At 72.1% G+C, this 24,411-nt stretch carries 18 protein-coding genes and 1 pseudogene; 10 read left to right on the forward strand and 9 right to left on the reverse strand.

Translation table 11 applies throughout. The features are described 5' to 3' along the window. Nucleotides 1-44 precede the first annotated feature (44 nt). Nucleotides 45-3,287 carry a tetratricopeptide repeat protein gene (locus tag IE107_RS20185; RefSeq protein ID WP_189545210.1) on the reverse strand — a complete coding sequence of 1,081 codons (3,243 nt, stop codon included), beginning with the start codon at nucleotides 3,285-3,287 and terminating at the stop codon, nucleotides 45-47. Nucleotides 3,288-3,412: 125 nt separating this feature from the next. Between IE107_RS20185 and IE107_RS20190 the strand changes: the two genes are divergently transcribed. Further along, entirely contained in the window at nucleotides 3,413-5,437 is a 2,025-nt protein-coding gene (locus IE107_RS20190) for a thioredoxin domain-containing protein (protein ID WP_189545211.1), read from the forward strand. A 7-nt stretch (nucleotides 5,438-5,444) separates the two neighbouring features. On the opposite strand, the gene IE107_RS20195 is transcribed toward IE107_RS20190, so the two are convergent. Next, the gene (locus IE107_RS20195; RefSeq protein ID WP_189545212.1) at nucleotides 5,445-6,077 is read right to left on the reverse strand and encodes a TetR/AcrR family transcriptional regulator; all 633 of its coding nucleotides are present in this window, start codon (nucleotides 6,075-6,077) and stop codon (nucleotides 5,445-5,447) included. 52 nt (nucleotides 6,078-6,129) lie between these two features. After that, nucleotides 6,130-6,828, reverse strand: a complete 699-nt coding sequence (gene trhA / locus IE107_RS20200; RefSeq protein ID WP_189545213.1) for a PAQR family membrane homeostasis protein TrhA — start codon at nucleotides 6,826-6,828, stop codon at nucleotides 6,130-6,132. A gap of 212 nt (nucleotides 6,829-7,040) precedes the next feature. On the opposite strand from trhA, the gene IE107_RS20205 reads away from it, so the two are divergent. Beyond that, the gene (locus tag IE107_RS20205; RefSeq protein ID WP_189545214.1) at nucleotides 7,041-8,864 is read left to right on the forward strand and encodes a phosphoenolpyruvate carboxykinase (GTP); all 1,824 of its coding nucleotides are present in this window, start codon (nucleotides 7,041-7,043) and stop codon (nucleotides 8,862-8,864) included. Between the two features lie 312 nt (nucleotides 8,865-9,176). Further along, complete coding sequence (locus IE107_RS20210) at nucleotides 9,177-10,889, forward strand: NHL repeat-containing protein (protein ID WP_229867113.1); 1,713 nt, start codon at nucleotides 9,177-9,179, stop codon at nucleotides 10,887-10,889. 233 nt (nucleotides 10,890-11,122) lie between these two features. Here IE107_RS20210 and IE107_RS20215 read toward each other — a convergent pair whose 3' ends face one another. Then, nucleotides 11,123-11,521: an SCO4983 family protein gene (locus tag IE107_RS20215; protein ID WP_189545215.1), complete on the reverse strand. Its 399-nt coding sequence runs from the start codon at nucleotides 11,519-11,521 to the stop codon at nucleotides 11,123-11,125. 111 nt (nucleotides 11,522-11,632) lie between these two features. Continuing rightward, nucleotides 11,633-12,844 (reverse strand): pyridoxal phosphate-dependent aminotransferase, encoded by a 1,212-nt coding sequence (locus IE107_RS20220; RefSeq protein WP_189545216.1) that lies wholly within the window; start codon nucleotides 12,842-12,844, stop codon nucleotides 11,633-11,635. Nucleotides 12,845-13,292: 448 nt separating this feature from the next. Here IE107_RS20220 and IE107_RS20225 point away from each other — a divergent pair, with 448 nt between their 5' ends. The 3 genes from IE107_RS20225 (at nucleotide 13,293) to IE107_RS20235 (ending at nucleotide 15,880) form a co-directional block, all read left to right on the forward strand. Continuing rightward, nucleotides 13,293-13,976, forward strand: coding sequence for a DUF3626 domain-containing protein (locus IE107_RS20225; RefSeq protein ID WP_189545217.1), 684 nt, complete (start codon nucleotides 13,293-13,295; stop codon nucleotides 13,974-13,976). 30 nt (nucleotides 13,977-14,006) lie between these two features. Next, nucleotides 14,007-14,876 (forward strand): AraC family transcriptional regulator, encoded by an 870-nt coding sequence (locus tag IE107_RS20230; RefSeq protein WP_189545218.1) that lies wholly within the window; start codon nucleotides 14,007-14,009, stop codon nucleotides 14,874-14,876. Nucleotides 14,877-15,019: 143 nt separating this feature from the next. After that, nucleotides 15,020-15,880, forward strand: coding sequence for a S1 family peptidase (locus tag IE107_RS20235; RefSeq protein ID WP_189545219.1), 861 nt, complete (start codon nucleotides 15,020-15,022; stop codon nucleotides 15,878-15,880). Between the two features lie 100 nt (nucleotides 15,881-15,980). Here IE107_RS20235 and IE107_RS20240 read toward each other — a convergent pair whose 3' ends face one another. Next, nucleotides 15,981-16,808, reverse strand: coding sequence for a TetR/AcrR family transcriptional regulator C-terminal domain-containing protein (locus IE107_RS20240; protein ID WP_189545220.1), 828 nt, complete (start codon nucleotides 16,806-16,808; stop codon nucleotides 15,981-15,983). Between the two features lie 84 nt (nucleotides 16,809-16,892). Between IE107_RS20240 and IE107_RS20245 the strand changes: the two genes are divergently transcribed. Next, the gene (locus tag IE107_RS20245) at nucleotides 16,893-17,738 is read left to right on the forward strand and encodes a siderophore-interacting protein (RefSeq protein WP_189545221.1); all 846 of its coding nucleotides are present in this window, start codon (nucleotides 16,893-16,895) and stop codon (nucleotides 17,736-17,738) included. Here the strand turns inward: IE107_RS20245 and IE107_RS20250 are convergent. Next, nucleotides 17,733-19,364, reverse strand: a complete 1,632-nt coding sequence (locus tag IE107_RS20250) for an N-acyl-D-amino-acid deacylase family protein (RefSeq protein ID WP_189545222.1) — start codon at nucleotides 19,362-19,364, stop codon at nucleotides 17,733-17,735. The genes IE107_RS20245 and IE107_RS20250 overlap by 6 nt on opposite strands. Nucleotides 19,365-19,531: 167 nt before the next feature. Next, a complete protein-coding gene (locus IE107_RS20255) occupies nucleotides 19,532-20,860 on the reverse strand; it encodes an alanine racemase (protein WP_189545223.1) in 1,329 nt (442 codons plus the stop codon). Between the two features lie 107 nt (nucleotides 20,861-20,967). Here IE107_RS20255 and IE107_RS20260 point away from each other — a divergent pair, with 107 nt between their 5' ends. From IE107_RS20260 to IE107_RS20270, 3 genes are read left to right on the forward strand one after another with little or no spacing between them, the layout of a single operon-like run. Further along, nucleotides 20,968-22,011: a sugar kinase gene (locus tag IE107_RS20260; RefSeq protein ID WP_189545224.1), complete on the forward strand. Its 1,044-nt coding sequence runs from the start codon at nucleotides 20,968-20,970 to the stop codon at nucleotides 22,009-22,011. Beyond that, nucleotides 22,008-22,766: an IclR family transcriptional regulator gene (locus IE107_RS20265; protein WP_189545225.1), complete on the forward strand. Its 759-nt coding sequence runs from the start codon at nucleotides 22,008-22,010 to the stop codon at nucleotides 22,764-22,766. Before IE107_RS20260 ends, IE107_RS20265 begins: the two co-directional genes overlap by 4 nt. A 6-nt stretch (nucleotides 22,767-22,772) precedes the next feature. Next, nucleotides 22,773-23,183, forward strand: coding sequence for a RidA family protein (locus IE107_RS20270; RefSeq protein ID WP_189545226.1), 411 nt, complete (start codon nucleotides 22,773-22,775; stop codon nucleotides 23,181-23,183). A gap of 119 nt (nucleotides 23,184-23,302) precedes the next feature. On the opposite strand, the pseudogene IE107_RS20275 reads toward IE107_RS20270, so the two are convergent. Beyond that, a pseudogene (locus IE107_RS20275) lies at nucleotides 23,303-24,411 on the reverse strand (hypothetical protein); the annotation flags it as partial.

Raw genomic sequence — 24,411 nt, forward strand, 5'->3', positions numbered from 1 at the left:
TGCCGGCCCGCCCGGCGTCGGTCCGGCCGGGCCCGGCGCCGGCCTCAGCCGCCGGACGGGCCGTACCCGGCCGGGACCGGTACGCCCATGACCTCCCGGGCATGACGTGTGGGCGTCATGCCCAGGCGCCACGCCTGCCAGCCGTCCTCCAGGTCCACGCCGCGGTTCAGCACCACCGTGTACGCCTCCGCGCAGTCCTCCAGCTTGCCGTCGCGCGCCGGATGCCCGGCCCCCAGCAGCTCGGCCAGCTCCTGCTGCGCCACCGCCGTTCCCACCTCGCTGCCGCCCGGCGACGCGTAGGGCAGCAGCGTGCAGCGCAGGAAGCGGGCCCAGTCCGCGCCCCGCGCGTCCCCGTACGAGCCGAACAGCTCCACCGCCTCACCGCACAGCTCCAGCGCCTGCGGGGCCCGGTTGTTGCCCGCGTCGATCAGGGCCAGCTCCAGGCACGTCCACGCCTCGCCGTGGGCCACCCCGATGCGCCGGAAGTCGGCGCGGGCGTCCACCAGGAGCTGGCGGGCGAAGCCCGAGTTGCGCAGGTTCCCGGTCCGGGCCGCCCGCTGGTCACGGGTGACCCGGCCCGAGTGGTGGCGGGCACAGGCCAGCCCGTACACGTCCCGCATCCGGGAGAACATCGTGCGGGCCCGCTCCAGCTGCCGGACCGCCCGGTCGGTGTCGCCGCTCTCCTCCAGGGCCTGGCCCAGATAGAACAGCGTCCACGCCTCGCCGCGCGCGTCCTCGTTGTCCCGGTGGCGGGCCAGCGCCCGGTCCAGCTGCTCCACCGCCGGGGCCGGGTCGCCGTCCAGGAGCCGGGCGCGGGCCAGCTGGGTCAGCGCCCACGCCTCGCCCCGCTCGTCACGGGTACGGCCGTACAGATCCAGGGCCTGACGCAGCGCGTCCTCGGCCCGCTCCACCTCGCCCATCCGCAGCAGGGTCTGACCGAGCTGGAACCGGGTCCACGCCTCGCCGTGCAGCGACTCGCCCTCCCGGTGCAGGGCCAGCGCGGTGTCCAGCAGGGTCAGCGCCTCCGCGATCCGGGCCCGGTCGCGTTCGACGGCCGCCAGCGCGTGCATCGACCAGGCCCGGTCCTCCGCCTGCTCCTCGGAGGCCTGGAGCTCGATCGCCTCGCGCAGCCGCGCCGACGCCTCGGTCAGATTGCCCTGGTGGTGCAGGGTGATGCCGAGCGAGCAGAGCGCCAGCGCCGTACCCGGCCCGTTCTGCGCCTCGCGGTACAGGCCGACGACCGACGACAGAGTGGTCCTGGCCTTGTCCAGCTCACCGAGCTGACGGGCCGCGATGCCGGTACGCCACTGCACCGACCGCTCCAGCAGCCCCTGGTCCACCGCCTGCGTCAGCTCGCTGATCTCGCCCAGCCGGTAGAGGTCGCCGCGCAGCAGACAGTAGTCGCACAGGGCGCCCAGCAGGTCCAGCACGGCGCTCTGGTCGACGCCCTCGGCGTGCCGCAGTGCGGAGGTGATGAAGCTCGACTCGTCGTCCAGCCAGCGCAGCGCCGAGTCCAGCGAACCGAAGCCGTGCGAGCCGAACTGCCCGGCCCGGGTGGACATCTTGCCGTCCACCATGCGGATCACGGCACCGGCCAGGTCCGCGTAGTTCCGGATCAGCCGCTCCTGCGCCGTGCCACGGTCCGCCGCCTCCTCCTCGTCCAGCAGCCGGGCCAGGGCGAAACCCCGCGCGAGATCGTGCAGCCGGTAGCGCGAGCCCCGTACACGGGTCAGCAGCCCGGCGCCCGCCAAAGCCTTCAGCAGCCGCTCGGCCTCCTGCTCGTCGGCGGAGAGCAGCGCCGCCGCCGCGGCGGCGCCCAGGCTCGCCCGCCCGGCCAGCGCCAGCCGGCGCAGCAGCCGCCGCGCCTGCTCGGACTGGTCGGTGTAGCGCAGCCACAGAGCCCGCTCGACCGGGGCGACCGGTCCGTACTCCGCGAGGCCGGCGGCCAGCGCGCCGCGGGTGCGTGCCCCGAGCGAGGAGCCCGCGATCCGCAGCGCGAGCGGCAGACCGCCGCACAGCTCGACGACGGTGTCCGTGGCCCGCGCGTCGTACGGCCCCTCCTCCTCGGCCTGAGCCGCCTCGCGCAGCAGTTCCTCCGCGCCGGCCGCGTCCAGCGCCCCGACCGGCAGCAGATGGACCCGGGCCGGGAGGTCGGCCGGCAGCTCCAGGGGCTCGCGGGCGGTGACCAGGACGAGACTGTCGGAACGCTCGGGGACCAGGGTGCGGATCTGCTCCGCGTCGCCCGCGTCGTCCAGGACGATCGTCACCGGGGTGCCGGTCAGATGCTGGTGGTACAGCTCGCTCAGCCGCCGCACCTGGTGCTCGGCGGACGCCCCTTCCCGGAACAGCAGCTGCTCACGGGGCGCGCCCAGCCGGTTCAGCAGGTGCAGCAGCGCGTCCCGGGTCGGCAGCGGCGCCTCTTTGGCCACATCGCCGCGCAGATCCACCACGCAGGCACCCCGGAACAGGTCCTTCAGGCTGTGTGCGGCCCGCACCGCGAGCGTGGTGCGGCCCGAGCCGGGCGTGCCGTGCAGGACGACGACGACCGGCTTGGTCTCCGTCGACGCGCGGGCCTCCCGCACCCACCGGGCGATCTGCTCCAGCTCGGCCCGCCGTCCCGCGAACGGCCCGTCGGAGGCGGGCAGATGGCCGAACGACTGCTCCAGCAGCGAGCGCGTACGGGCTGCCGCGCTGCGGTCCGTGCGGCGCGGCGACGGAGCGGTCCGCGACTGCGCCGGAACCTTCTTCGCCGGGGTGCGGGACGAGGCGGTGAGTATCCGCTGCTGGTCGATGAAGGGGCGGATGCCCCGCACCTCCAGCGCCGCCAGCCACTGGAGCCGCAGCTGTTCGGCACCGCCGGGCTGCCCGAGCGCGCCGGCCCGCCGGTGGGCGGCGGGCCAGTGGGACGCGGTGACCTTGGCGACGGTGGCGGTGGCCCCCGCGACCGCGACGACGGCGCCCGCGCCGAGCGCCGGACCGGTCGCCGTACCGAAGGTGACATCCGCACCGAAGGCGGCGATAGCGGCAACTCCGGTGACCAGCAGGGGAGTTCCCATCGCCGCCCGGCTGAACCGCTGCGACAACGGCCGCGCCTCGGCCTCCGCCGCGTCCAGCGCCTGGAGATACGCGGCGTACTCGTCCGCCGCGGCGGACGCCAGCGAATCCAGCGCGGCCCGCCCGCGCGCCGTCAGTGTGGCGGCGTCGGCCCGGCCGCCCGAGCGGCGCACCTCCTCCTCCACGGCCCGTACCAACAGCCCTTCGGCTTCGGCCCGATGGCTGTCCCGCATGTGTGTCCCCCTCCGGATGCGACGCTTGCGACGGCATCGGCCGACATCGCCGCCCGGTCTCCCGCGTACGGCGCGTCAGCGCGGGAGAGTGATGCGATCAACCGGGGTTGAGAGAGGATGAGGCCATGCCGAATCGCCTGGACCGTGAGACTTCCCCGTACCTCCTCCAGCATGCCGACAATCCTGTCGACTGGTGGCCCTGGTCGCCCGAGGCGTTCGAGGAGGCCCGCAGGCGGGACGTGCCCGTGCTGCTCAGTGTCGGCTACGCGAGCTGCCACTGGTGTCATGTGATGGCGCACGAGTCCTTCGAGGACGACCGGGTCGCGGCCTATCTGAACGAGCACTTCGTTCCGGTGAAGGTCGACCGCGAGGAACGGCCCGACGTCGACGCCGTGTACATGGAGGCCGTGCAGGCGGCGACCGGCCAGGGCGGCTGGCCGATGACCGTCTTCCTGACCGCCGACGCCGAACCCTTCTACTTCGGTACGTACTTCCCGCCCGAGCCCCGGCACGGCATGCCCTCCTTCCAGCAGGTTCTCGAAGGGGTCTCGGTCGCCTGGACCGAACGGCGCGACGAGGTCACCGAGGTCGCCGGGAGCATCGTCCGCGACCTCACCCGGCGCACCCTCGCCCACGGCGACGAGGGCCTGCCGGGCGAGGCGGAGCTGGCGCAGGCGCTGCTCGGACTCACCCGCGAGTACGACGAGAAGCACGGCGGATTCGGCGGGGCGCCCAAGTTCCCGCCGTCCATGACCATCGAGTTCCTGCTGCGGCACCACGCCCGCACCGGGGCGGAGGGCGCACTCCAGATGGCCGTCGACACCTGCGTGGCGATGGCCCGGGGCGGGATGTACGACCAGCTCGGCGGGGGCTTCGCCCGTTACTCGGTGGACCGGGAGTGGGCAGTTCCCCACTTCGAGAAGATGCTCTATGACAACGCGCTGCTCTGTCGCGTGTACGCGCATCTGTGGCGGGCCACCGGATCGGAGCAGGCCCGCCGGGTCGCGCTGGAGACCGCCGACTTCATGGTGCGCGAACTGCGCACCGCCGAGGGCGGTTTCGCTTCCGCGCTCGACGCGGACAGCGAGGACGGGACCGGGCGGCATGTCGAGGGCGCGTATTACGTGTGGACGCCCGAACAGCTGCGGGAGGTCCTCGGGGAGGAGGACGCCGCCTTCGCCGAGGAGTACTTCGGGGTGACGCGGGAGGGCACCTTCGAGGAGGGCTCCTCGGTCCTCCAGCTGCCGCTCGCGGGCGCCGTGGCGGACGCGGACCGGGTCGCCCGGGTGCGGGCCGCGCTGCTGGCCGCCCGTGAGCTGCGCCCGCGTCCCGGCCGGGACGACAAGGTGGTCGCCGCCTGGAACGGGCTGGCGATCGCCGCGCTCGCCGAGGCCGGGGCGTACTTCGAGCGGCCCGACCTCGTCGAGCGCGCCACCGAGGCGGCGGACCTGCTGGTGCGGGTGCACATGGGTGACGTCGCCCGGCTGGACCGCACGTCCAGGGACGGGCGGGCCGGCGGGCACGCCGGGGTCCTGGAGGACTACGGCGACGTGGCCGAGGGCTTCCTCGCCCTGGCCTCGGTCACCGGCGAGGGCGTCTGGCTGGAGTTCGCCGGCTTCCTGCTCGACATCGTGCTCCAGCACTTCACCGGGGAGGGCGGCCGGCTCTACGACACGGCGGACGACGCCGAGCAGCTCATCCGCCGCCCGCAGGACCCCACCGACAACGCGACCCCGGCGGGCTGGACGGCGGCGGCCGGGGCGCTGCTCTCGTACGCCGCGCACACCGGCTCCGAGGCCCATCGCACCGCCGGGGAGGGCGCGCTGGGTGTGGTGAAGGCGCTCGGGCCGCGGGTTCCCCGGTTCACCGGCTGGGGGCTCGCCGTCGCGGAGGCCCTGCTCGACGGCCCCCGCGAGGTCGCGGTCGCCGGGCCGGTCGGCGGCGAGCTGCACCGTACGGCGTTGCTGGGCACCGCGCCGGGTGCCGTGGTGGCGGTGGGGGAGACGGGCGGGGCCGAGTTCCCGCTGCTGGCGGACCGGCCGATGGTGGGCGGGGCTCCGACGGCGTACGTGTGCAGGCACTTCGTGTGCGACGCGCCGACCACCGACGCGCAGGAGCTGGCGCGCACCCTCGGGGGCGGCGGGGCCTGACGCGGGGTCACAGCGCCGGGCCGCCCTCCAGGGTGTCCAGCGCCTGGCCCACCATCGCGACCAGGTCGCCCTGCTGGCCGTGCTCGCCCCAGTACAGCGTCACCTCGCGCACTGCGCCCAGCACCGCCGCGACGAACACCCGGACCGCCAGGTCGTCGGGGGCGCGCCCGCCGCGGGCGGCGAGCACACCGGCCAGCTCCTTCGCCGTGTCCGCCATGCTCTGCGCCATCCGGACCCGGAGCGCGGGGACCTCCACCATCAGCCGGGCGCGCTGCCGCAGCTCCTGTTCCCCGGTGGCCAGGAAGGCGGCGAGCGTGCCGGTCAGCACCTGCCGGAGCGACTCCAGCGGCGGTTCACCGGCCGGGCGGGCGCGCAGAGCGGCGGCCAGGGCCCGGTCGTACTCGTCGGAGAGGACGATGTCCTCCTTGGCCGGGAAGTACCGGAAGACGGTGCTGGGTGACACCTCGGCCGCCTCCGCGATCTGCTCGACCGTCGTCGCGTCGTACCCCTGCTCCGCGATCAGCCGGTAGGTGGCCCGGCGGATCTCGGTCCGGGTCCTGAGCTTCTTCCGCTCGCGCAGCCCCGGCTGCGGAGGAATTCCCGGAACGGAAACGGAAGGGGTACGGGAGGTGGCGGCCATGGTCGTCATTGTCGGGCATCGGCGCGCCGCCGGCACCGGTCGGGAGCGGTGCTCAGTGGTGGTTGTAGGCCACCAGGGAGATGCCGACGTAGTGCACCACGAAGGCCGCCAGGGTCAGCGAGTGGAACACCTCGTGGAAGCCGAACCACCGCGGTGAGGGGTTGGGCCGCTTGATGCCGTAGATGACGCCCCCGGCGCTGTAGAGCAGCCCGCCGACCACGACCAGCACCAGTACGGCGATCCCGCCGGTCCGCATGAAGTCCGGCAGGAAGAAGACCGCGGCCCAGCCCATCGCCAGGTAGCAGGGCGTGTAGAGCCAGCGCGGGGCGCCGACCCAGAACACCCGGAAGGCGATCCCCGCCGCGGCGGCGGCCCAGACAGCCCACAGCAGCGGGGTCCCGGTGGACTCGGGGAGCAGCAGCAGGGTCAGCGGGGTGTAGGTGCCCGCGATGATCAGGAAGATGTTGGCGTGGTCGAGCCGACGGAGCACCGCCTCGCCGCGCGGACCCCAGGTGCCCCGGTGGTAGAGCGCGCTCACTCCGAACAGCAGGCACGCGGTCAGGGTGTAGATGCCACAGGCGATCCGCCCGAGGGCGCTGTCCGTGAACGCGATCAGCGCCACCCCCGCGACGATCACGGCGGGGAACATTCCGGCGTGCAGCCAGCCACGCATCCGCGGCTTCACCGGGGCGGGGTCGGACTCGGCTGGTTCCAGCCCGGCGGACCCGGGCGCGGCGGCGGCAGCAGTCATTCCCGCATCGTACCTACGCGACCGTAGGTAACCGGCACGAGTGGCAATGCTCACGTGGGCGTCCCCCTGGACATATGGGCGAAACGGTCGGATGATCAAATGAGTGCGGTCGGCACCGGATGAGCGCCAACGGGATTCGAAGGGGTAGAAGCATCCGGGTCGCAGCCCCCACGGGGCAACTACCAAACAGACACCCTCATCAAGGAGCGATCGTGGCGCGCGACATCGCGGCTCCCCTCACTGTCCCCACCGATCACCAGGAGCTCATTTCCTGGGTGAACGAGATCGCAGCGATAACCGAGCCGGACCGGGTGGTCTGGTGCGACGGATCCGAGGCCGAGTACGAGCGCCTGTGCGGGGAGCTCGTGGCCAAGGGCACGTTCACGAAGCTGGACGAGACCAAGCGCCCGAACTCGTACTACGCCGCGTCCGACCCGAGCGATGTCGCCCGTGTCGAGGACCGCACGTTCATCTGCTCCGAGAAGGAGGAGGACGCCGGTCCGACGAACCACTGGAAGGCGCCCGCCGAGATGCGGGCCATCTTCACTGGTGAGCAGGGTGTCTTCCGCGGCTCGATGCGCGGTCGCACGATGTACGTCGTCCCGTTCTGCATGGGCCCGGTCGGTTCCCCGCTCTCCGCGATCGGTGTCGAGATCACCGACTCCGCGTACGTCGCCGTCTCGATGCGCACCATGACCCGCATGGGACAGGCCGTCCTGGACGAGCTCGGCACCGACGGCTTCTTCGTCAAGGCCGTCCACACGCTGGGCGCACCCCTGGAGGAGGGCCAGGAGGACGTTCCGTGGCCGTGCAACTCCACCAAGTACATCTCGCACTTCCCCGAGGACCGCGAGATCTGGTCCTACGGCTCCGGCTACGGCGGCAACGCCCTGCTCGGCAAGAAGTGCTACGCGCTGCGCATCGCCTCCGTCATGGCGCGTGACGAGGGCTGGCTCGCCGAGCACATGCTGATCCTCAAGCTCACCCCGCCGCAGGGTGAGGCGAAGTATGTCGCGGCCGCGTTCCCGTCCGCCTGTGGCAAGACCAACCTCGCCATGCTGGAGCCGACGATCCCCGGCTGGACCGTGGAGACCATCGGCGACGACATCGCCTGGATGCGTTTCGGCGAGGACGGCCGGCTGTACGCGATCAACCCGGAGGCGGGCTTCTTCGGCGTCGCGCCCGGCACCGGCGAGCACACCAACGCCAACGCCATGAAGACCATGTGGGGCAACTCCGTCTTCACCAACGTCGCGCTCACCGACGACGGCGACGTGTGGTGGGAGGGCATGACGGAGACCGCTCCGGCCCACCTCACCGACTGGAAGGGCAACGACTGGACGCCCGCGTCCGACACCCCGGCCGCCCACCCCAACGCCCGCTTCACCGTTCCGGCCGGCCAGTGCCCGATCATCGCGCCCGAGTGGGAGGACCCGAAGGGCGTGCCGATCTCGGCCATCCTCTTCGGCGGCCGCCGCGCCTCGGCCGTCCCGCTGGTCACCGAGTCCTTCACCTGGCAGCACGGCGTCTTCCTCGGGGCCAACGTGGCCTCCGAGAAGACCGCCGCCGCCGAGGGCAAGGTCGGCGAGCTGCGCCGCGACCCGTTCGCCATGCTGCCGTTCTGCGGCTACAACATGGGCGACTACATGAACCACTGGATCAAGGTCGGTGCCGACAAGGACCAGGCCAAGCTCCCGAAGATCTACTACGTGAACTGGTTCCGCAAGAACGACGCGGGCAAGTTCGTGTGGCCCGGCTTCGGTGAGAACAGCCGTGTCCTGAAGTGGATCGTCGAGCGCCTCGACGGCAAGGCCGAGGGCGTCGAGTCCCCGATCGGCATCCTGCCGGCCAAGGACTCCCTCGACACCGACGGCCTGGACCTCTCCGAGTCCGACCTGGACTTCCTGCTCGACGTCGACAAGGAGGTCTGGCGCGAGGAGGCGGCGCTGGTTCCCGAGCACCTCAACACCTTCGGTGACCACACGCCGAAGGAGCTGTGGGACGAGTACCGCGCGCTGGTCGAGCGCCTGGGCTGACGCCCCCGGGCGCACCCCGCGGGGTGCGCCCCGCACGCCCCGCGGCCGGGCTCTCGGACATCCGCCCTGACCTGTGGGGTCAACAGCCCGCCGCGGTACGGCCCCCGGAATCCCCTCACGATTCCGGGGGCTGCCCCATGTTTCGGCCTGTTCCTGCATCTTCGTGGAGAACGGCCCAAAATCGCCTTGCTCTTGCGCACGGCACCTCCACAAGATTCGATGTTCCTTCACATGTCTCCGGCTCGGTCGGCCGGGGACCAACCGAGCCTGTGGGGGACTCAGTTGAGAAGGAATCAGCACCGCATACGCGGCGTGGCGACGATCGTCGCGCTGACGCTCGGCACCGCCGGGATCACCGCACTCGCTCCACCCGCCGCCCTCGCGGCCGACGGCACGGCTCCCGGTGACACCGTGGCCAAGCTGCCGATCTCCTCGTACTCGGCGATGGTCGTCGACTCGGTGCACGAGCGGGTCTACGTCACGGACGACCGCCGGAACGGTTACGCGAACCAGGTGCACGTCTACAACTTCCAGGGCCAGAAGGTGGGTTCGCTGCCCACCGCCTCCGCGCCGTCCGGGATGGCCCTGAGCACGGACAGCGGCACGCTCTACGTCTCGCAGTCCTCGGGCATCCTCGCGTACGACACCGTCACGCAGGAGTACACCGGTATCACGTACCCCGCGTACGACGTGCCCTGCCCGCGCGACGTCGCCTTCGCGGGCGGTAAGCAGTGGCACACCGAGACGCCGTACCTCACCACCGAATGCGACAACCGCCAGACCTGGCTGTACGGCACGACGGGCAACCAGAGCACCAACACCGGATGGAACGCGGCGGGCCGGCTGCGGCTGACGAGCGGCCCCGAGGTCCCGGACCGCATCGTGATGGCGCAGAGCCGCAGCACCGGCGAGGCCAACCCCTTCCTCACCACGCTCGACGCCAGCGGCGACACGCTCGTGCGCGGCCCGGAGCGCCGGTTCGCGGATGCCGAGGGCAAAGGCGCCCTCGACATGAAGGACGTGGCGCAGTCCCCCGACGGCCGGCGGATCGCCGTAGCCGACGCCGCGTACGGCACCCGGCTCCTGGACGCCGCCGACCTGTCCGACGCGCCGGCCGCGTACCAGCCGCTGCCCGAGGGGGCGAAGGCGTCCGCGGTCGCCTTCAGCGGCGACGGCACCTACATAGCGCGGGGCGCCGCCGCGACCGGGAGCACGGTCGATCTGCTCGTGCAGCCGGCCGACCCGGCCGTCGGCAGGGCCCCGCTGGAGTTCGCCTTCGAGGGCGCGCTCGACGGGGACCGGATCGCGCCGCGCGGGCTCGGCTGGTCGAAGGACGGCTCGCGTCTGTTCGCCGTCACCACCAACACCTACGGCAACGAGTTCTGGCTGCATGTCATCCAGCCGCCGGCCGCCCAGTACGACTCCCGCTTCACCGGCACGCTCACCACCACCCCGGGCCGGCCCGTCGTCGGCGAACCGGTCGGGATCAGGGGCCGGCTGGAGCTGGACGGGCCCGCGCCCGCCGAACCGGTCAGGGTGACGGCGGTACGGCACGACGCGAACGGCGACCGCAAGCTCGCCCCCGTCGAGGTCGATGCCGACGGATCGTTCACCGTCCTCGATGTCCCGTCGCTGGTCGGCGACGCCACCTACACCGTCTCGTTCACCGGTGACGTCACCCACCGCCCGGCCGAGGACACCACGCTCACCGTCACGGTCGACAAGGCCCCGACGGCCATCGCCCTCACGGCTCCGGCGGAGGCGACGAAGAGCGCCGGGCTGACGATCACCGGCACCCTGACCGGCCAGGGGCGGGCGCTGCCCGCCGGGATCACGCTGTCCGTGGTGCGCACCGACCGGAAGGGCACCGGCACCCTGACATCGGCCGCCGTCGCCGCGGACGGCACGTTCACCATCAACGACCTGCCCCGGGCCACCGGTGAGGTGACGTACGAGGTCGGCTACGCCGGCGACGCCCTGCACAGCGGATCGACGGCGTCGGCGACGGTGCGGGTGCGCAGCTGACGGTAGCCGCAGGCACTTCGGCCCGCGGGCCGGGACGGGTCCTGCCCGTTCCGGCCCCGGTCCTCCGGACAGCGGGTGTGGGTCTGCCGACGCCGGGCCTCCGCCTCCCTCCCGCGGCGCGGTGGCCGACCCCTCGACCTCCCACTGCAACGGGGACCGGAACAGTGGCCCATGGGCCGGAGCGATGAGTGGCACCCGGTCCACGCGCCTCGACGGCCCGCGGACCGGGGCCGTCAGTGTGCGCCGACCAGCGGGGCGGCGGGGGCGGCGGCGAGCGCCGCGGTGTGGGCGTCCATGCGCTCGGCCGCGAGAATCGCGACGGCCGTGTCGGCGCGGGACGCGGCCACCACCAGGGCGCGGCCCGCGAGGGCGTGGGCGCGGCGGTGCAGCGCCGGTGCGGATGCGCCGGTCCGGCCGGCGTGCCGGGCGGGCGGCGCGCCGCGCAGCCTGGCGACCTGTTCGGCGACGCGGTCGCCCGCCTCGCCGAGGCCCAGCTCGTCGGTGACCGCGAGGAGCGCGGCCAGGTGTCCGGCGAGCTGGATGTCCAGCTCTTCCTCGCGTGAGCGGTGCGGGAAGTCGTCGGCGTGGTCGTCCGGTGTGTGGACCGATTTGGTGCGGATCGGTTCGTACATGGATGGCCTCCTGGTGTTGCAGTGGAACCATCCTACATTGGATTCAGTCTAAAGTTATCCGCGATCGATTCCGGTCTCCGTGGAATCGGCGGGGAGCGTGCGGGCCCGGTCCTACGGCTGGCCGTACCCGTCCAGGAAGTGGGCGATCCGGTTCACCGCGTCCGTCAGATCCTCGGTCGACGGCAGCGTCACGACCCGGAAGTGATCGGGCTCCGGCCAGTTGAACCCCGTACCGTGCACGACCATGATCTTCTCGGCACGCAGCAGATCGAGCACCATCTGCCGGTCGTCCTTGATCTTGTAGACCTTGGGATCGAGACGCGGGAAGAGATACAGCGCCCCCTTCGGCTTCACGCAGCTCACACCCGGGATCCGCGTCAGCAGCTCGTACGCCGCGTCCCGCTGCTCCAGGATCCGCCCGCCCGGCAGTACCAGGTCGTCGATCGACTGCCGCCCGCCCAGTGCGGTGGCCACGGCGTACTGCGAGGGCATATTGGCGCACAGCCGCATATTGGCGAGGATCGTCAGCCCCTCGATGTACGAGGAGGCATGCGCCTTCGGACCGCAGACCGCCAGCCACCCCGACCGGTAGCCGGCCACCCGGTAGTTCTTGGAGAGCCCGTTGAAGGTCAGCACCATCAGATCGGGTGCGATCGTCGCGGTCGGGGTGTGGGTCGCGCCGTCGTACAGGATCCGGTCGTAGATCTCGTCGGAGCAGACCACCAGATTGTGGCGCCGGGCGATCTCCGTCAGCCCGCGCAGCATCTCGTCGTCGTACACCGCACCCGTCGGGTTGTTCGGGTTGATGATCACGAGGGCCTTGGTGCGGTCGGTGATCTTCCGCTCGACATCGGCGAGGTCCGGCATCCAGTCGGACTGCTCGTCGCACCGGTAGTGCACGGCCGTGCCGCCGGCCAGTGAGACCGAAGCGGTCCACAGCGGGTAGTCCGGGGCCGGTACGAGGACCTCGTCGCCGTCGTCGAGCAGCGCCTGCATCGACATCTGGATCAGCTCGGAGACACCGTTGCCCAGGTAGATGTCCTCGACGTCGAGGTCGATCCCCTTGGTCTGGTAGTGCTGCATCACCGCCCGCCGCGCGGACAGCAGCCCCTTCGCGTCGCCGTAGCCGTGCGCCCCCGAGAGGTTGCGCAGTATGTCCTCGAGAATCTCGGGCGGGCACTCGAACCCGAACGCGGCAGGGTTGCCGGTGTTCAGCTTGAGGATGCGGTGACCGGCCGCCTCCAGCCGCATCGCCTCCTCGAGCACGGGGCCCCGGATTTCGTAACAGACGTTGGCGAGCTTCGTGGACTGGATCACCTGCATGTCTGGGAGCTTACGACCGTGCCTCGCGCGCTGCCCGGTCCTTCCCCTCCGCTTGCCCCACCCGGGTGCCGTCCCCGTCTTCCATCGCCATGCCCCCACCGCCCGGCACCGTGGGAACGCCGGGCGGGGACGGCGAGGGGGCTTCGAATGCGGTGGAACAGGGGCGTGACGGACACGGAAGGGTGAGATGCGCCACGACGTGGCTGACCGAGGGACGTGCGGGCGCGGAGGCGGGATGAGTGTCCGCGCCCCGCAGTGTCCGAGGCCCGGCTTCCGTCGCTGCGGCAGCCGGGTGCCCGGGGGAAGGCGGATGCCGAAGTCTGCCGCAGCTGTCGAGGGAGGCGGCCGCGGCGGAGACCGCGCAGCCCGGCGGCTGCCGGTCGGCCGGGTTACGTCCCCGGCGGAACTCGCATGACGTGCTCGACGCGCCCGTCGTAGGGTCCCGGCCATGGACTGGCAGGCGTGGCACGACGCATTCGACGTCCCCGAGTCATGGCTGGCGCGGCGGCTGCGGGCCGTCCAGGACCGGATCCGGGACGCCCTGGACACCGCACCTTCCGGCCCGCTGCGGGCGATCAGCCTGTGCGCCGGCCAGGGTCGCGACCTGACCGCGGACACCCTCCCGCGTGCCACCTTCTGCTACCCGGACAGCGCGGCCGAGCCGGTGGACTTCGGTGTCGCGTCCGGGATGCATCTCATCGAGCTGGCCGAAGACGACGACCGGGACGCGCTCGACGACTACATCGAGGCGCAGATCCACGGCCCGGTCGTCCTCGACCGCCATGTGGAGGCCCTGGTGCTCGACCCCTGCTACCGGTCCACCCCGGTCGAGGAGGCGGCCCGCCGGCTTCCCTGCCGTACGGAGTGGCACACGGGATTCCGGCTGACCGTCGAGCAGTTGCGGCGTCACTCCGACTACCGGGGAGCGGAGTTCGTCGAGCTCGGCGCCGAGATCGCCGAGGACGGCCTCCTCGACCCGCGGATCATCGGTGGCGCCGCCCGCTCCGGCCGCCACGACCTCCAGTCGCTGAAGAAGGTCTGGCACTGCCTGGCCCGCTTCGGAGCGCCGCTGTACCCGACCCGACCGCACTGGGCACAGGATGTCGGGCCCGCAGGGGTGCGTGGTTCCTAGCGTGGGTGCTCGCAAGGGAAGGAGGCCGGGGTGCTGGAGGAGCTGAACCAGGCCATGGAGTACATCGAGAGCCGCCTCGATCAGGAGATCGAGGCGGCCGAGCTGGCCCGGATCGCCATGACATCGGAGTACCACTTCCGGCGGATGTTCTCCGCGCTGGCCGGGATGCCGCTGTCGGAGTACGTACGGCGCAGGCGGCTGACGCTCGCGGGCGCAGAAGTGCTCAGCGGGGAGCGGACGTTGCTGGAGGTCGCCGTGCGCCACGGCTACTCCTCGGGCGAGGCGTTCGCGCGGGCATTCCGTGCCATGCACGGTGTCGGTCCGGGCGAGGCCCGGCGGGCCGGTGCGGTTCTGCGGTCGCAGCCCCGGATGTCCTTCCGTCTCGTGGTCGAAGGGAGCAGCAGTATGGAGTACCGGATCGTGAAGAAGGGCGAGTTCCGGGTGGCCGGCAGGAAGGCACGGGTTCCCCTGGTGCACGAGGGGGTCAACCCGGCCATCGCCGAGTTCATCCGGAGTATCGGCAAGGAGACCGTGGCGCGCATCGCGACGCTGTCCGACCAGCAGCCGGAGGGCATCGTCCAGGTCAGCGACGACCTCGCGCCGAGCCGTGCGGAGGGGACCGAATTCGACTACTACCACGCTGTGGTGACGGGTATTCGGGACGTGTCCGACGACCTCGACGTGCTGGTGGTCGCGGCGGGCACCTGGGCCGTCTTCGAGAACTCCGGGCCCTACCCGGAGGCGCTCCAGTACCTGTGGCGGGACGTGTTCACCCAGTGGTTCCCGTCCAATCCGTACCGGAGCAGGCCCGGTCCCGAGATCCTGCGCGTCGGGCCGTCCCCGGTCGCGGGGGAGGCCTCGGCCGAGCTGTGGATTCCGGTGGAGTCCGACGCCAACTGACGAGCCCCGGGGTTCGGGTGGCTTGAAACCGCCCCTTGTGGGGGTCCTCTCCGTGCGCCAACATGCGCATGTCAAATCCGAAGGAAACTTCGGTGGGCGGGGGCCATCAGGACCCTGCCCAGGTCACTGGAGGGGACCCCCACATGAAGAAGCCTCTCGTCGGTGCGCTGTTCGCCGTTCTGCTCCTCGGGGCAGGTGTCGCGCCCGCAACCGCGGCAACCGGCCATGAAGCGGCGGCGCCCACCGCGGTCAAGGAGAAGGTCCGGCCCAAGGCGGTCAACTTCGCCGGGACCGTGGCGCTCAGCAACTGTTCCGGCTCCGTCGTCCGCACCCCGGACTCCCAGCCCGGCGACCCCGCGCTCGTGCTCTCCAACGGGCACTGCATGGAGACGGGATTCCCGGGCCCCGGCGAGGTCGTGTTCAACCAGCCGTCCACCCGCAGCTTCACCCTGCTGAACGCATCGGGCACCGGTGTCGGCACCCTCCGGGCGAGCAAGATCGCGTACGGGACGATGACCGACACCGACATATCGGTGTACCAACTCACCAGCACCTACGCCCAGATCGAGAGCAAGTACGGCATCAAGGCGCTGGAGCTCAACACCGCGCACCCGGTCCAGGGCACCGCGATCACCGTCGTGTCGGGGTACTGGAAGCGCACGTACTCCTGCAATGTCGACGGCTTCGTCTACCGCCTCAAGGAAGGGGAGTGGACCTGGAAGGACTCGGTCCGCTACACCTCCGCCTGCCAGACCATCGGCGGTACGTCCGGCTCCCCGGTGATCGACAACGCGACCGGCAAGGTCGTCGCCGTCAACAACACCGGCAATGAGGACGGCCAGGAGTGCACGGACAACAACCCGTGCGAGGTCGACGAGAACGGCAATGTGACGGTGCGCGAGGGCATCAACTACGCCCAGCAGACGTACGGCATCGTGCCGTGCATCGGCACCGGCAACAAGTTCGACCTCGATCGTGCGGGGTGTGCACTGCCCAAGCCGTGACCGTGTGAGAGGTCCCGTCGCCGCCGTGATGCCCGCCACTGGGTGCCGCGGCGGCGGTTCACGTTTCGCGATTTACGGTTCGTGTTCCACCGTTCGCGGTTCACGGCGTCGTCGTGCGGCCGATCGCCGCCTCGATCCCGTCGAGCAGCACCCCGAGCCCGACCTCGAACGTCTCCCTCGCCTCCCGCTCCAGGTACGGCGCCGCATCCTCTCCGGGTGTGGGCTCGGGGGCCGGTGGATGCGGGGCGGAACCGGTCTCCATCGCCATCAGGCTCGGATAGCGCTCCGCGAAGTCCGGGGCCACCTCGCCCAGTAGCGCCGAGCGGGCGAACCACCACTCCTCGTCCGACTCGCCCGTCGCCGCCGCGGCCTGCCGGGCCTCGGCGACCGTGCCGGCGCAGCCGCGGACGAAGTGGGACAGTGTGCCGACCAGCCGCCGCAGCAGGTGCGCTTCGAGGCCGGTCGCGTCCAGCAGGCGTACGAGGGTGTCCAGTGCCGCGTACTCGTGCGGGCCGAGGACCGGACGGGCCTGGGAGACCTGGAGCACCCAGGGGTGGCGGAGGTGGAATTCCAGCGTGTCGCGCGCCCAATCGGTCAGCCCCGCACGCCAGTTGCCGGAGTGGTCGTACTCCATGGGCAGCTCGGCGTGGACCGCGTCGTACATCAGGTCCAGCAGCTCGCTCTTGCTCGGGACGTAGGTGTAGAGCGCCATCGCCGTGCGCCCGAGCCGCTCGCCCACCGCGCGCATCGACAGCGAGGCCATGCCCGCCTCGTCCGCGACGGCGATCGCGGCGGTCACGATCGCGTCGACGCTCAGCCCCGGCCTGGGGCCGGGACCGGGGCGCCGGTCCTGCTGCTCCGGCAGGTCGGAGCGCCAGAGCAGGGACATCGAACGGCGGGCGTCGCCCTGTCCGGCAAAGACCACCACTGGTGACTCCTTACGTCGTAAAGTATTGTCGTCCAGGTAATTCCTTACGGCGTAAATTATCAGTCGGAGAGGGCGGGAACCGCGATGGGGCAGGCGTTGACCGTTTCGTATGTGCGGGTCGTCGGTGTGGACCGGATCACTCCGCGGACGGCGCGCGTCACCTTCGCCGGGGACGCGCTGGCGGAGCTGATGGAGGACCGGCCCGACCAGCAGATGAAGCTCTGCTTCCCGAGGGAGGGGCAGAGAGTGCCCCGGCTGCCGGAGCCGGACGCCGACGATACGTACGGCATGCGGTGGTACGAGGCGTACCTCGCGATCCCCGAGGCCGAACGGCCGCTGATGCGGAGCTTCACCGTTCGCGGGTACGACCGCCGACGGGACGTCATGGCGGTCGACTTCGTCCTTCATGGCGACGACGGGCCCGCCGCCCGCTGGGGACGGGACGCGCGCCTGGGCGATGTGCTCGGCATGGTCGGCCCGTCCTCGCTGTACGCCCGGCCGCTGCCCGTCGCCGACTGGCTGCTGCTGGCCGGTGACGAGACGGCGCTCCCCGCGATCGCGACCCTGCTGGAGTCCCTGCCGGCCGGGACGCGGGCGCTCGTCTGGGCCGAGGTCGCCGACGCGGCGGAGGAGCAGCCGCTCGGCCCGCCCGGTGACGTGACCGTCCACTGGGTGCACCGGGACCGGGGCGGGTCGTTGCCGGACGCGGTGCGCGCGGCCCGGCTGCCCGCCGGGTCCGGGGCCGCGTGGCTGGCCGGTGAGGCGGGGGCGGTACGGGCCCTGCGCCGCCATCTGGTCGAGGAGCGCGGGCTGCCCCGGGAGGCCGTGCAGTTCAGCGGGTACTGGCGGCGCAGCCTCACCCAGGACGACGCCCCGACCGAGGAGGACCTGGCCTGGGCGAAGGAGCAGGCGGGGGAGGGGGCCTCATAGGCCGCCCCGGGCGGGCCCCGTTCCCCGGACGGCCCGGCCCGCCAGTGTCTGGGTGCGGCGGCCGTCCTCGATGACGAACCGGCCGTCGATCAGTACGTGCGGGATGCCGGCCGGCAGCGTGCGCGGCTCCTCGAACGTGGAGCCCGCCGCCACCGTCGCCGGATCGAAGAGGACCAGGTCGGCGCGGTAGCCCTCGCGGACGTACCCCCGGTCGGTCAGACGCAGCCGCCGGGCCGGGCGCGAGGTGAGGTGGGCGACGCACTCCTCCAGCGACAGGGTGCCCAACTCCCGTACGTACCGGCCGAGATACTGCGGGAACGTGCCGTAGGCGCGCGGGTGCGGCTTGTCGCCCTGGAGGATGCCGTCGCTGCCCCCGGTGTGCACCCGGTGGCGCATGATCTGCCGGACGTTCTCCTCGTGGCCCACGTGCTGGAGGATCGTCGATCCGAGCCGGTCCTCGACGAGCAGCCTGCGCGCGGTCACCCACGGCGCCTCGCCGCGCAGCCGGGCTGACTCGGCGACCGTGCGCCCGACGTGGTCGGCGAGTGCGGGCGTGCCGACCCCCGAGATCTCGATGGTGTCCCACTCGATCGGCACGCCGTGGCAGCCGTCCGAGCCCAGCACCTCCAAGTGGTGCCGGATCCGTTCCGCCGTCGCGTCGTCCGCGAGCCGGGCGAGGACCGGCTCGGGCCCGCCCTCGCTCGCCCAGCCCGGCAGCATCGCGACGAGGGTCGTGCAGCCGGGGGTGTACGGGTAGGTGTCGAGGGAGATGTCGGCGCCCGCGTCGAGGGCCCGGTCGAGCAGGGCCAGCAGCTCGGGTGCCCTGTCCTTGTTCACGCCGAAGTTCATGGTGGCGTGGGCGAGGTGGAGGGCGCAGCCCGCGTTCCCGGTGAGCTGCACCATCTCCTCGTACGCGCCGAGCGCGCCCGCCCCGTACGAGCGGTGGTGCGGGCAGTAGTAGCCGTCGTACTCGGCCACCACCCGGCACAGCTCGGTGAGTTCGGCGTCGTCGGCGTACATGCCGGGGGTGTACGTGAGGCCGGAGGACATGCCGACCGCGCCTTCCGCCATGCCCTGGGCGACGAGTTCCTTCATCCGGGCCAGTTCGGCCCCGGTGGCGGGGCGGTCCTCCCAGCCCACCGCGTACATCCGGACCGTGCCCTGCGGGATCAGGTAGGCGGCGTTGACCGCGATGCCCCGGCCGTCGAAGTTGCGGTCCAGGCGGTCCAGGTACTCGCCGACCGTGCGCCAGTCGAAGTCGATGTCGTCGCCGTTGCCGTTCCAGCCGGTGATGGAGCGGCGGACCTCGGCGAGCGTCCGGTCGTCGACCGGGGCGTACGAAAGTCCGTCCTGGCCGAGGACTTCGAGGGTGACGCCCTGCGCGGCCTTGGCGCTGTGGTCCGGGTCGCGGAGCAGCGCGAGGTCGCTGTGCGCGTGCATGTCGATGAAGCCGGGCGAGAGGGCCAGCCCGTCGGCGTCGAGGACACGGCGGCCGGAGGGGCGCGGCCCGGAGCCGTTCTCGGGGCGGATCTCCGCGATCCGGCCGTCCCGGATGCCCACGTCGGCGAGGCGGCCGGGGGTGCCGGTGCCGTCGACGACGTGGGCGTTGCGGATGACCAGGTCCATGGAGGCTCCAGTTCAGGCCCCTGCGGCGGCCGAGGAGCAAAATCAAGCCTCTCCGGCGATTGAGGAGCGGGGGGTCCGGGGGCGGAGCCCCCGGTTACGGGAAGGGGCGGGCAGGGGGGAACACCCCGCAGGGCAGCTCCCCCTCCCGCGACTGCCGGACGCAGGTGTCAGAAGAACGTGCGGATGTAGTCCGTGACCGTCCCGTCCGCCGCGACCAGCGGAATCAGCTGCCACTTGTCGAAGCTGGTGCACGGATGCGACAGGCCCATCCCCACCCAGTCGCCGACCTCCAGCTCCGCACCCGGCTCCGTACGCACCCAGGTGTGCTGGTCCGACAGACCGGTGACCGAGAGACCCGCCGCGGGCCGGACCGCGCCGTCCCGGCCGGACCGTACGACCTGCGCCTCGGGAAGGTCGAGGTCGTACGCGGCGTCCCGCTTGCCCGCGTTGAGGAACGCCTGATCGGCGGACGGGCGCGACACGACCTGCGCCCACAACCGGAAGGCGGGCTGCAGCTCACCCTCCTCCGGCACCCGGTTGAACGGGGTCAGACGGCGGTAACGGCCGTCGTCGTGCGAGACATAGGCGCCCGAGCGCAGCAGCTTCAGCACCGGCGCGGACAGCTCCGGGATCTGTGCGAACACATCCGCCACCGCGTCGAACCACGCACTGCCGCCCGCACTGATCACGATCTCCTCGTCGGCCGCGAAGCGCCCCGCGCGGTCGAAGCCGACGGCCAGCGCGACGAGCCGGCGCAGCCAGTCCCGTACCCGCTCGCCGGACGCGTCCGGCACCTCGGCCTCGTAACCGGCCACGCCCACCAGGCGCAGCGTCCCGGTCGCCGCCACCGCGTCGGCCACCGCCGCGCACTCGGCCTCGGTGCGGACACCGGTGCGCGCACCCTCGCCCGCGCCCAGTTCCACCACGACGTCGACGGGGCGGGAGGCGCCCGCCGCGCGCAGCGCACCGTCCATCAGCTCCACGCCGCGCACGGAGTCGACGTAGCAGACGAAGCGGAACTCCGGGTCGGCGTCCAGCTCGGCGGCCAGCCAGCGCAGGGCCGCGGCGTCGACGAGTTCGTTGGCGAGGAAGATCCGCCGGATTCCGTACGCCCGGTAGACCCGCGCCTGGTGCGGCACGGCCGCGGTGATGCCCCAGGCGCCGTGCTCCAACTGGCGGGCGAAGAGCTGCGGGGACATGGAGGTCTTGCCGTGCGGGGCGAACGCGAGCCCGTGGCGCTGCGCGTATGTCTCCAGGAGGGCCAGGTTGTGCTCGACCGACTCGGCGGACAGGGCGAGCACCGGGGTGGTGAAGCCGCCGGTGAAGAGGTTGCGCCGCTCGGCGGCGAGGGCGCCGACGGTCAGGCCCTCCGCGTCGGGCGGGAGTGCCTTGAAGCGGTGGTCGACCGGCTCGTCGGCGAGTCCGGACACAGGACGGTCGGCGGCCAAGGGGGCCTCCTCGATCGAAGTCGTTGTTGCATCATATGCAACACCCATTGCGTATGTCGCTCAGGGGTGTCTAACATCCGAGCCGACGCCGGGTCAATGGCGTGCCACCCCCGCCACGCCCCGAACCGCAGCACCGAACCCGCGAGGAGCCCCGAGTGTCCGGAACCCAGACCAGGACCGCCGACGCCGCCGCGGCCGCCGAAGTCGTGTGCCTCGGCGAGTCCATGGTGACGTTCCTGCCGTCGCAGCCCGGACGCCTCGCCGACGTACCCTCCTTCGGTCGCGGCATCGGCGGCGCCGAGTCCAATGTTGCCTGCGCGCTGGCCGCCGCCGGACACCGGGCGGCCTGGGTCAGCCGGGTCGGCGCCGACGGGTTCGGCGACCACCTCGTCGAGGCGATCGCCGGATACGGCGTCGACACCTCCGGAGTGCGGCGCGACCCCTCGCGGCCCACCGGGATCTACTTCCGCACCGCGACCGACCGGGCCACCGATGTGCACGAGGTCGCCTACTACCGGGCCGGCTCCGCCGCCTCCGCGATGTCGCCGCGGAACACCCCGTACGAGACGCTCCCCGTGGCCAGGGTCCTGCACCTGTCCGGTATCACCGCGGCGCTCTCCGCCGACTGCCTGGACCTGCTCCACGACCTGACCGCGCCCCGGCCCGGCCGCCCGCTGGTCTCCTTCGACGTCAACCACCGGCCCGGCCTGTGGCGCGACGCCGACGCGTCCCCCCAGGTGCTTCTCGAACTGGCCCGCCGCAGCGACCTGGTCTTCGTCGGCGAGGACGAGGCGGAGGAGGCATGGGGGGTGACGGGCGCGGAGGCGATCCGCGCGGCGCTGCCGGAGCCGTCCGTACTGGTCGTGAAGCGGGGCGCGGAGGGCGCGACGGTCTTCTCCGGCGCCGACGGCGTCACCACCGTCCCCGCCCTGCGCGTGGACGTCGTCGCACCCGTCGGCGCCGGCGACGCCTTCGCCGCCGGGTTCCTCTCCGCGACCCTCCGCGGCCTCCCCGTACGCGACCGCGTCCGGCACGGCCACCTCATGGCCGCCGCCGTCCTCACCGTCCCCGGCGACCTCACCGGCCCGCCGGCCCGCGCGCACGCCGACGCCCTTGCCGCACTGGACGACGAGGCCTGGGGGAGACTTCGTCTCGGCCCCGGGTGGACGGGGGACGACCAGGAGGTACGTACGACATGAGCCAGACCGTCGACCGGGCGCTGAGCATCCTGCCGCTGCTCGCCCAGGGACCCGCCGACCTCGGCCAGGTCGCCGAGCGGCTCGGCGTCCACAAGTCCACGGCGCTGCGTCTGCTCCGTACGCTCCACGAGCACGGACTCGTCTACCGCCAGCAGGACCAGCGCTACCGCCTAGGCGCCCGCCTCTTCGCCCTCGCGCAGGAGGCCGTCGAGAACCTCGACGTACGGGAGATCGCCCACCCCCACCTCGTCGAACTCAACGAGAGCTGCGGTCACACCGTGCATCTCGCGGTGTACGAGGAGCAGGAGGTCCTCTACATCGACAAGGTCGAGAGCCGCTACCCGGTCAGGATGTACTCGCGGATCGGCAAGCCCGTCGCGATCACCGTCGCCGCCGTCGCCAAGCTGCTCCTCGCCGACCTCTCCGAGCCGGAGCGGCGCGCCGTCGCGGAGAAGCTCGACTACCCCATGTACACGTCCCGTTCGACCCCGAACGCCGGTGCCTTCCTCAAGGAGCTCACCGTCGTCCGCGAACAGGGCTGGGCCACCGACCTCGGCGGCCACGAGGAGTCCATCAACTGCATCGGCGCCCCCATCCGAGGGGCGGACGGGCGGGTCGTCGCCGCGATGTCGGTCTCCGCGCCCAACGTCGTCGTCACGGCCGAGGAACTCCTCACCCTGCTCCCGCTGGTGCGCCGCACCGCCGACTCCATCAGCCGGGAGTACTCCGGCACCACCCGACCCGAGAAAGCCTGAAGAGCCATGACCGAGAAGATCGCCCTCACCCCGAGCACCCACACCACGCCCCCCGCGAAGTTCTCGCACGGGGTGAAGAAGGGGAACATCCTCCAGGTCGCCGGCCAGGTCGGCTTCCTGCCCGCGGTCGAGGGCCAGGCCCCGACCCCCGCCGGTCCGACACTCCGCGAGCAGACCCTCCAGACCTTCGCCAACGTCAAGGCGATCTTGGAGGAGGGCGGCGCGAGCTGGGACGACGTGATGATGATGCGCGTCTACCTCACGGACGTGGACCACTTCGCCGAGATGAACGAGATCTACAACTCCTACTTCGCCGAGCAGAACCTCAAGGCGGCCCCCGCCGCCCGCACGACGGTCTACGTCGGCCTGCCCAAGGGCCTGCTGATCGAGATCGACGCGCTCGCGGTCCTCGGCTGAACCAGCTGACCCCGAGCGCGACACCCTGAAGTCCTGGACGGTCCTGTCGGTCGCGGGGTTCGCGGTGGCGGCGCTGCTCAGCCCGGTGATCCAGGAGCTGTCGCCCGGATCGGTCCGGATCAGGCCGGGCTGACGCAGACGATGTTCTTGCCGTCGTCCACCTTCCAGTACCAGTAGCGCTGCCCGCCGCTGGTCGGACAGATCTGGCCGCTGTACGACCCGGGCGCCCGGAAGTAGCCGGTGATCTGCGCGATCGACTGGCCCGCGACAGGCACCTTGTCGGCGTTGCAGCTCCAGACCACCAGCAGATCGGCGTCTCCGTTGCCCTTCAGATCGGCGGGGAAGCACTGGCCCTTGCGGAACTGACGCGTCACACACAGCGTCGTGTTCATGCCGTCCTTCGCCGGGTGATACCACCTGCCGCGGCCGTTCCCGGAAGGGCAGGGATCGGGGGTACCGCCGGTCGAGTAGGCCTGGGTGACGAAGACATACGCGTTGGCGGAGTCGCAGTCGACCGGGAGGGGCACCGTGGAATTCCAGTTCCCGTGCCCGTCGGCGTAGGCGTTGAGGCAGTGGCCGCTGCGTACGACCCGGAAGGCCCGGTCCGTGGCGTCGGCGGTCGGGGTGGGGGTGGGCACCGTGGTCCGGCTCGACGGAGAGCCGTACGCGCTGCCGGTGCTCGATGTGCTGCTGGTGCTCGCCGTGCCGGGCACCTCCCAGGGGCGCCAGACCACGAACACGAAGAAGAGGAGCGGGACGAGCAGCCAGCCCGCCGAGGTGGACGACTTCTTCGGCGGCACGGGCGCCGGTGCGGGTGCGGGCCGGGGCCTCGACGGGGCCGGGGCCGGGCGCGCCGAAGAGGCACGGGCGCGCCGCGCGGCCCGCTCCCGCGCGGCGCGCTCCTGCGCGGCCTTCTCCCGCTGCATCCGCTCCCGCTCCCGTTCCCGCTGCATCCGCTCCCGCGCGGCCCGCTTCCCCGCGCGTTCGCGCTCCGCCGTGTACATCCGGGTGGGACCCGGCGGCGGCACCGCGCCCGTGCGCTGGTCCACGGTGGGAGCTTCCCGGGCGGTCCGGCTCGTGCGGGCGAGTTCCCGGCCCTGGGCCGCGTACTCCCCGATCAGCGTCGTCCAGGCCGGCGGCAGCCAGCGGCTCCCGCTCCGCGTGGACGGCATCCCGGTCTGGTCCCGGCGGAAGCGGGCGAGCAGTTCGGCGGGCTCGGGGCGTTGGG

Origin of the sequence: Streptomyces gelaticus, from assembly GCF_014649535.1 — a bacterium.
Taxonomy (GTDB): Bacteria; Actinomycetota; Actinomycetes; order Streptomycetales; family Streptomycetaceae; genus Streptomyces; species Streptomyces gelaticus.

What these genes read in the sequence shown, in the direction of transcription:
- IE107_RS20185 (WP_189545210.1), bottom strand. Translation starts at nt 3,287, where the DNA reads ATGCGGGACAGCCATCGGGCCGAAGCCGAAGGGCTGTTGGTACGGGCC.
- IE107_RS20190 (WP_189545211.1), top strand. Translation starts at nt 3,413, where the DNA reads ATGCCGAATCGCCTGGACCGTGAGACTTCCCCGTACCTCCTCCAGCAT.
- IE107_RS20250 (WP_189545222.1), bottom strand. Translation starts at nt 19,364, where the DNA reads ATGGACCTGGTCATCCGCAACGCCCACGTCGTCGACGGCACCGGCACC.
- IE107_RS20265 (WP_189545225.1), top strand. Translation starts at nt 22,008, where the DNA reads ATGAGCCAGACCGTCGACCGGGCGCTGAGCATCCTGCCGCTGCTCGCC.
- trhA (WP_189545213.1), bottom strand. Translation starts at nt 6,828, where the DNA reads ATGACTGCTGCCGCCGCCGCGCCCGGGTCCGCCGGGCTGGAACCAGCC.
- IE107_RS20235 (WP_189545219.1), top strand. Translation starts at nt 15,020, where the DNA reads ATGAAGAAGCCTCTCGTCGGTGCGCTGTTCGCCGTTCTGCTCCTCGGG.
- IE107_RS20195 (WP_189545212.1), bottom strand. Translation starts at nt 6,077, where the DNA reads ATGGCCGCCACCTCCCGTACCCCTTCCGTTTCCGTTCCGGGAATTCCT.
- IE107_RS20220 (WP_189545216.1), bottom strand. Translation starts at nt 12,844, where the DNA reads ATGCAGGTGATCCAGTCCACGAAGCTCGCCAACGTCTGTTACGAAATC.
- IE107_RS20270 (WP_189545226.1), top strand. Translation starts at nt 22,773, where the DNA reads ATGACCGAGAAGATCGCCCTCACCCCGAGCACCCACACCACGCCCCCC.
- IE107_RS20255 (WP_189545223.1), bottom strand. Translation starts at nt 20,860, where the DNA reads ATGGGTGTTGCATATGATGCAACAACGACTTCGATCGAGGAGGCCCCC.
- IE107_RS20225 (WP_189545217.1), top strand. Translation starts at nt 13,293, where the DNA reads ATGGACTGGCAGGCGTGGCACGACGCATTCGACGTCCCCGAGTCATGG.
- IE107_RS20245 (WP_189545221.1), top strand. Translation starts at nt 16,893, where the DNA reads ATGGGGCAGGCGTTGACCGTTTCGTATGTGCGGGTCGTCGGTGTGGAC.
- IE107_RS20215 (WP_189545215.1), bottom strand. Translation starts at nt 11,521, where the DNA reads ATGTACGAACCGATCCGCACCAAATCGGTCCACACACCGGACGACCAC.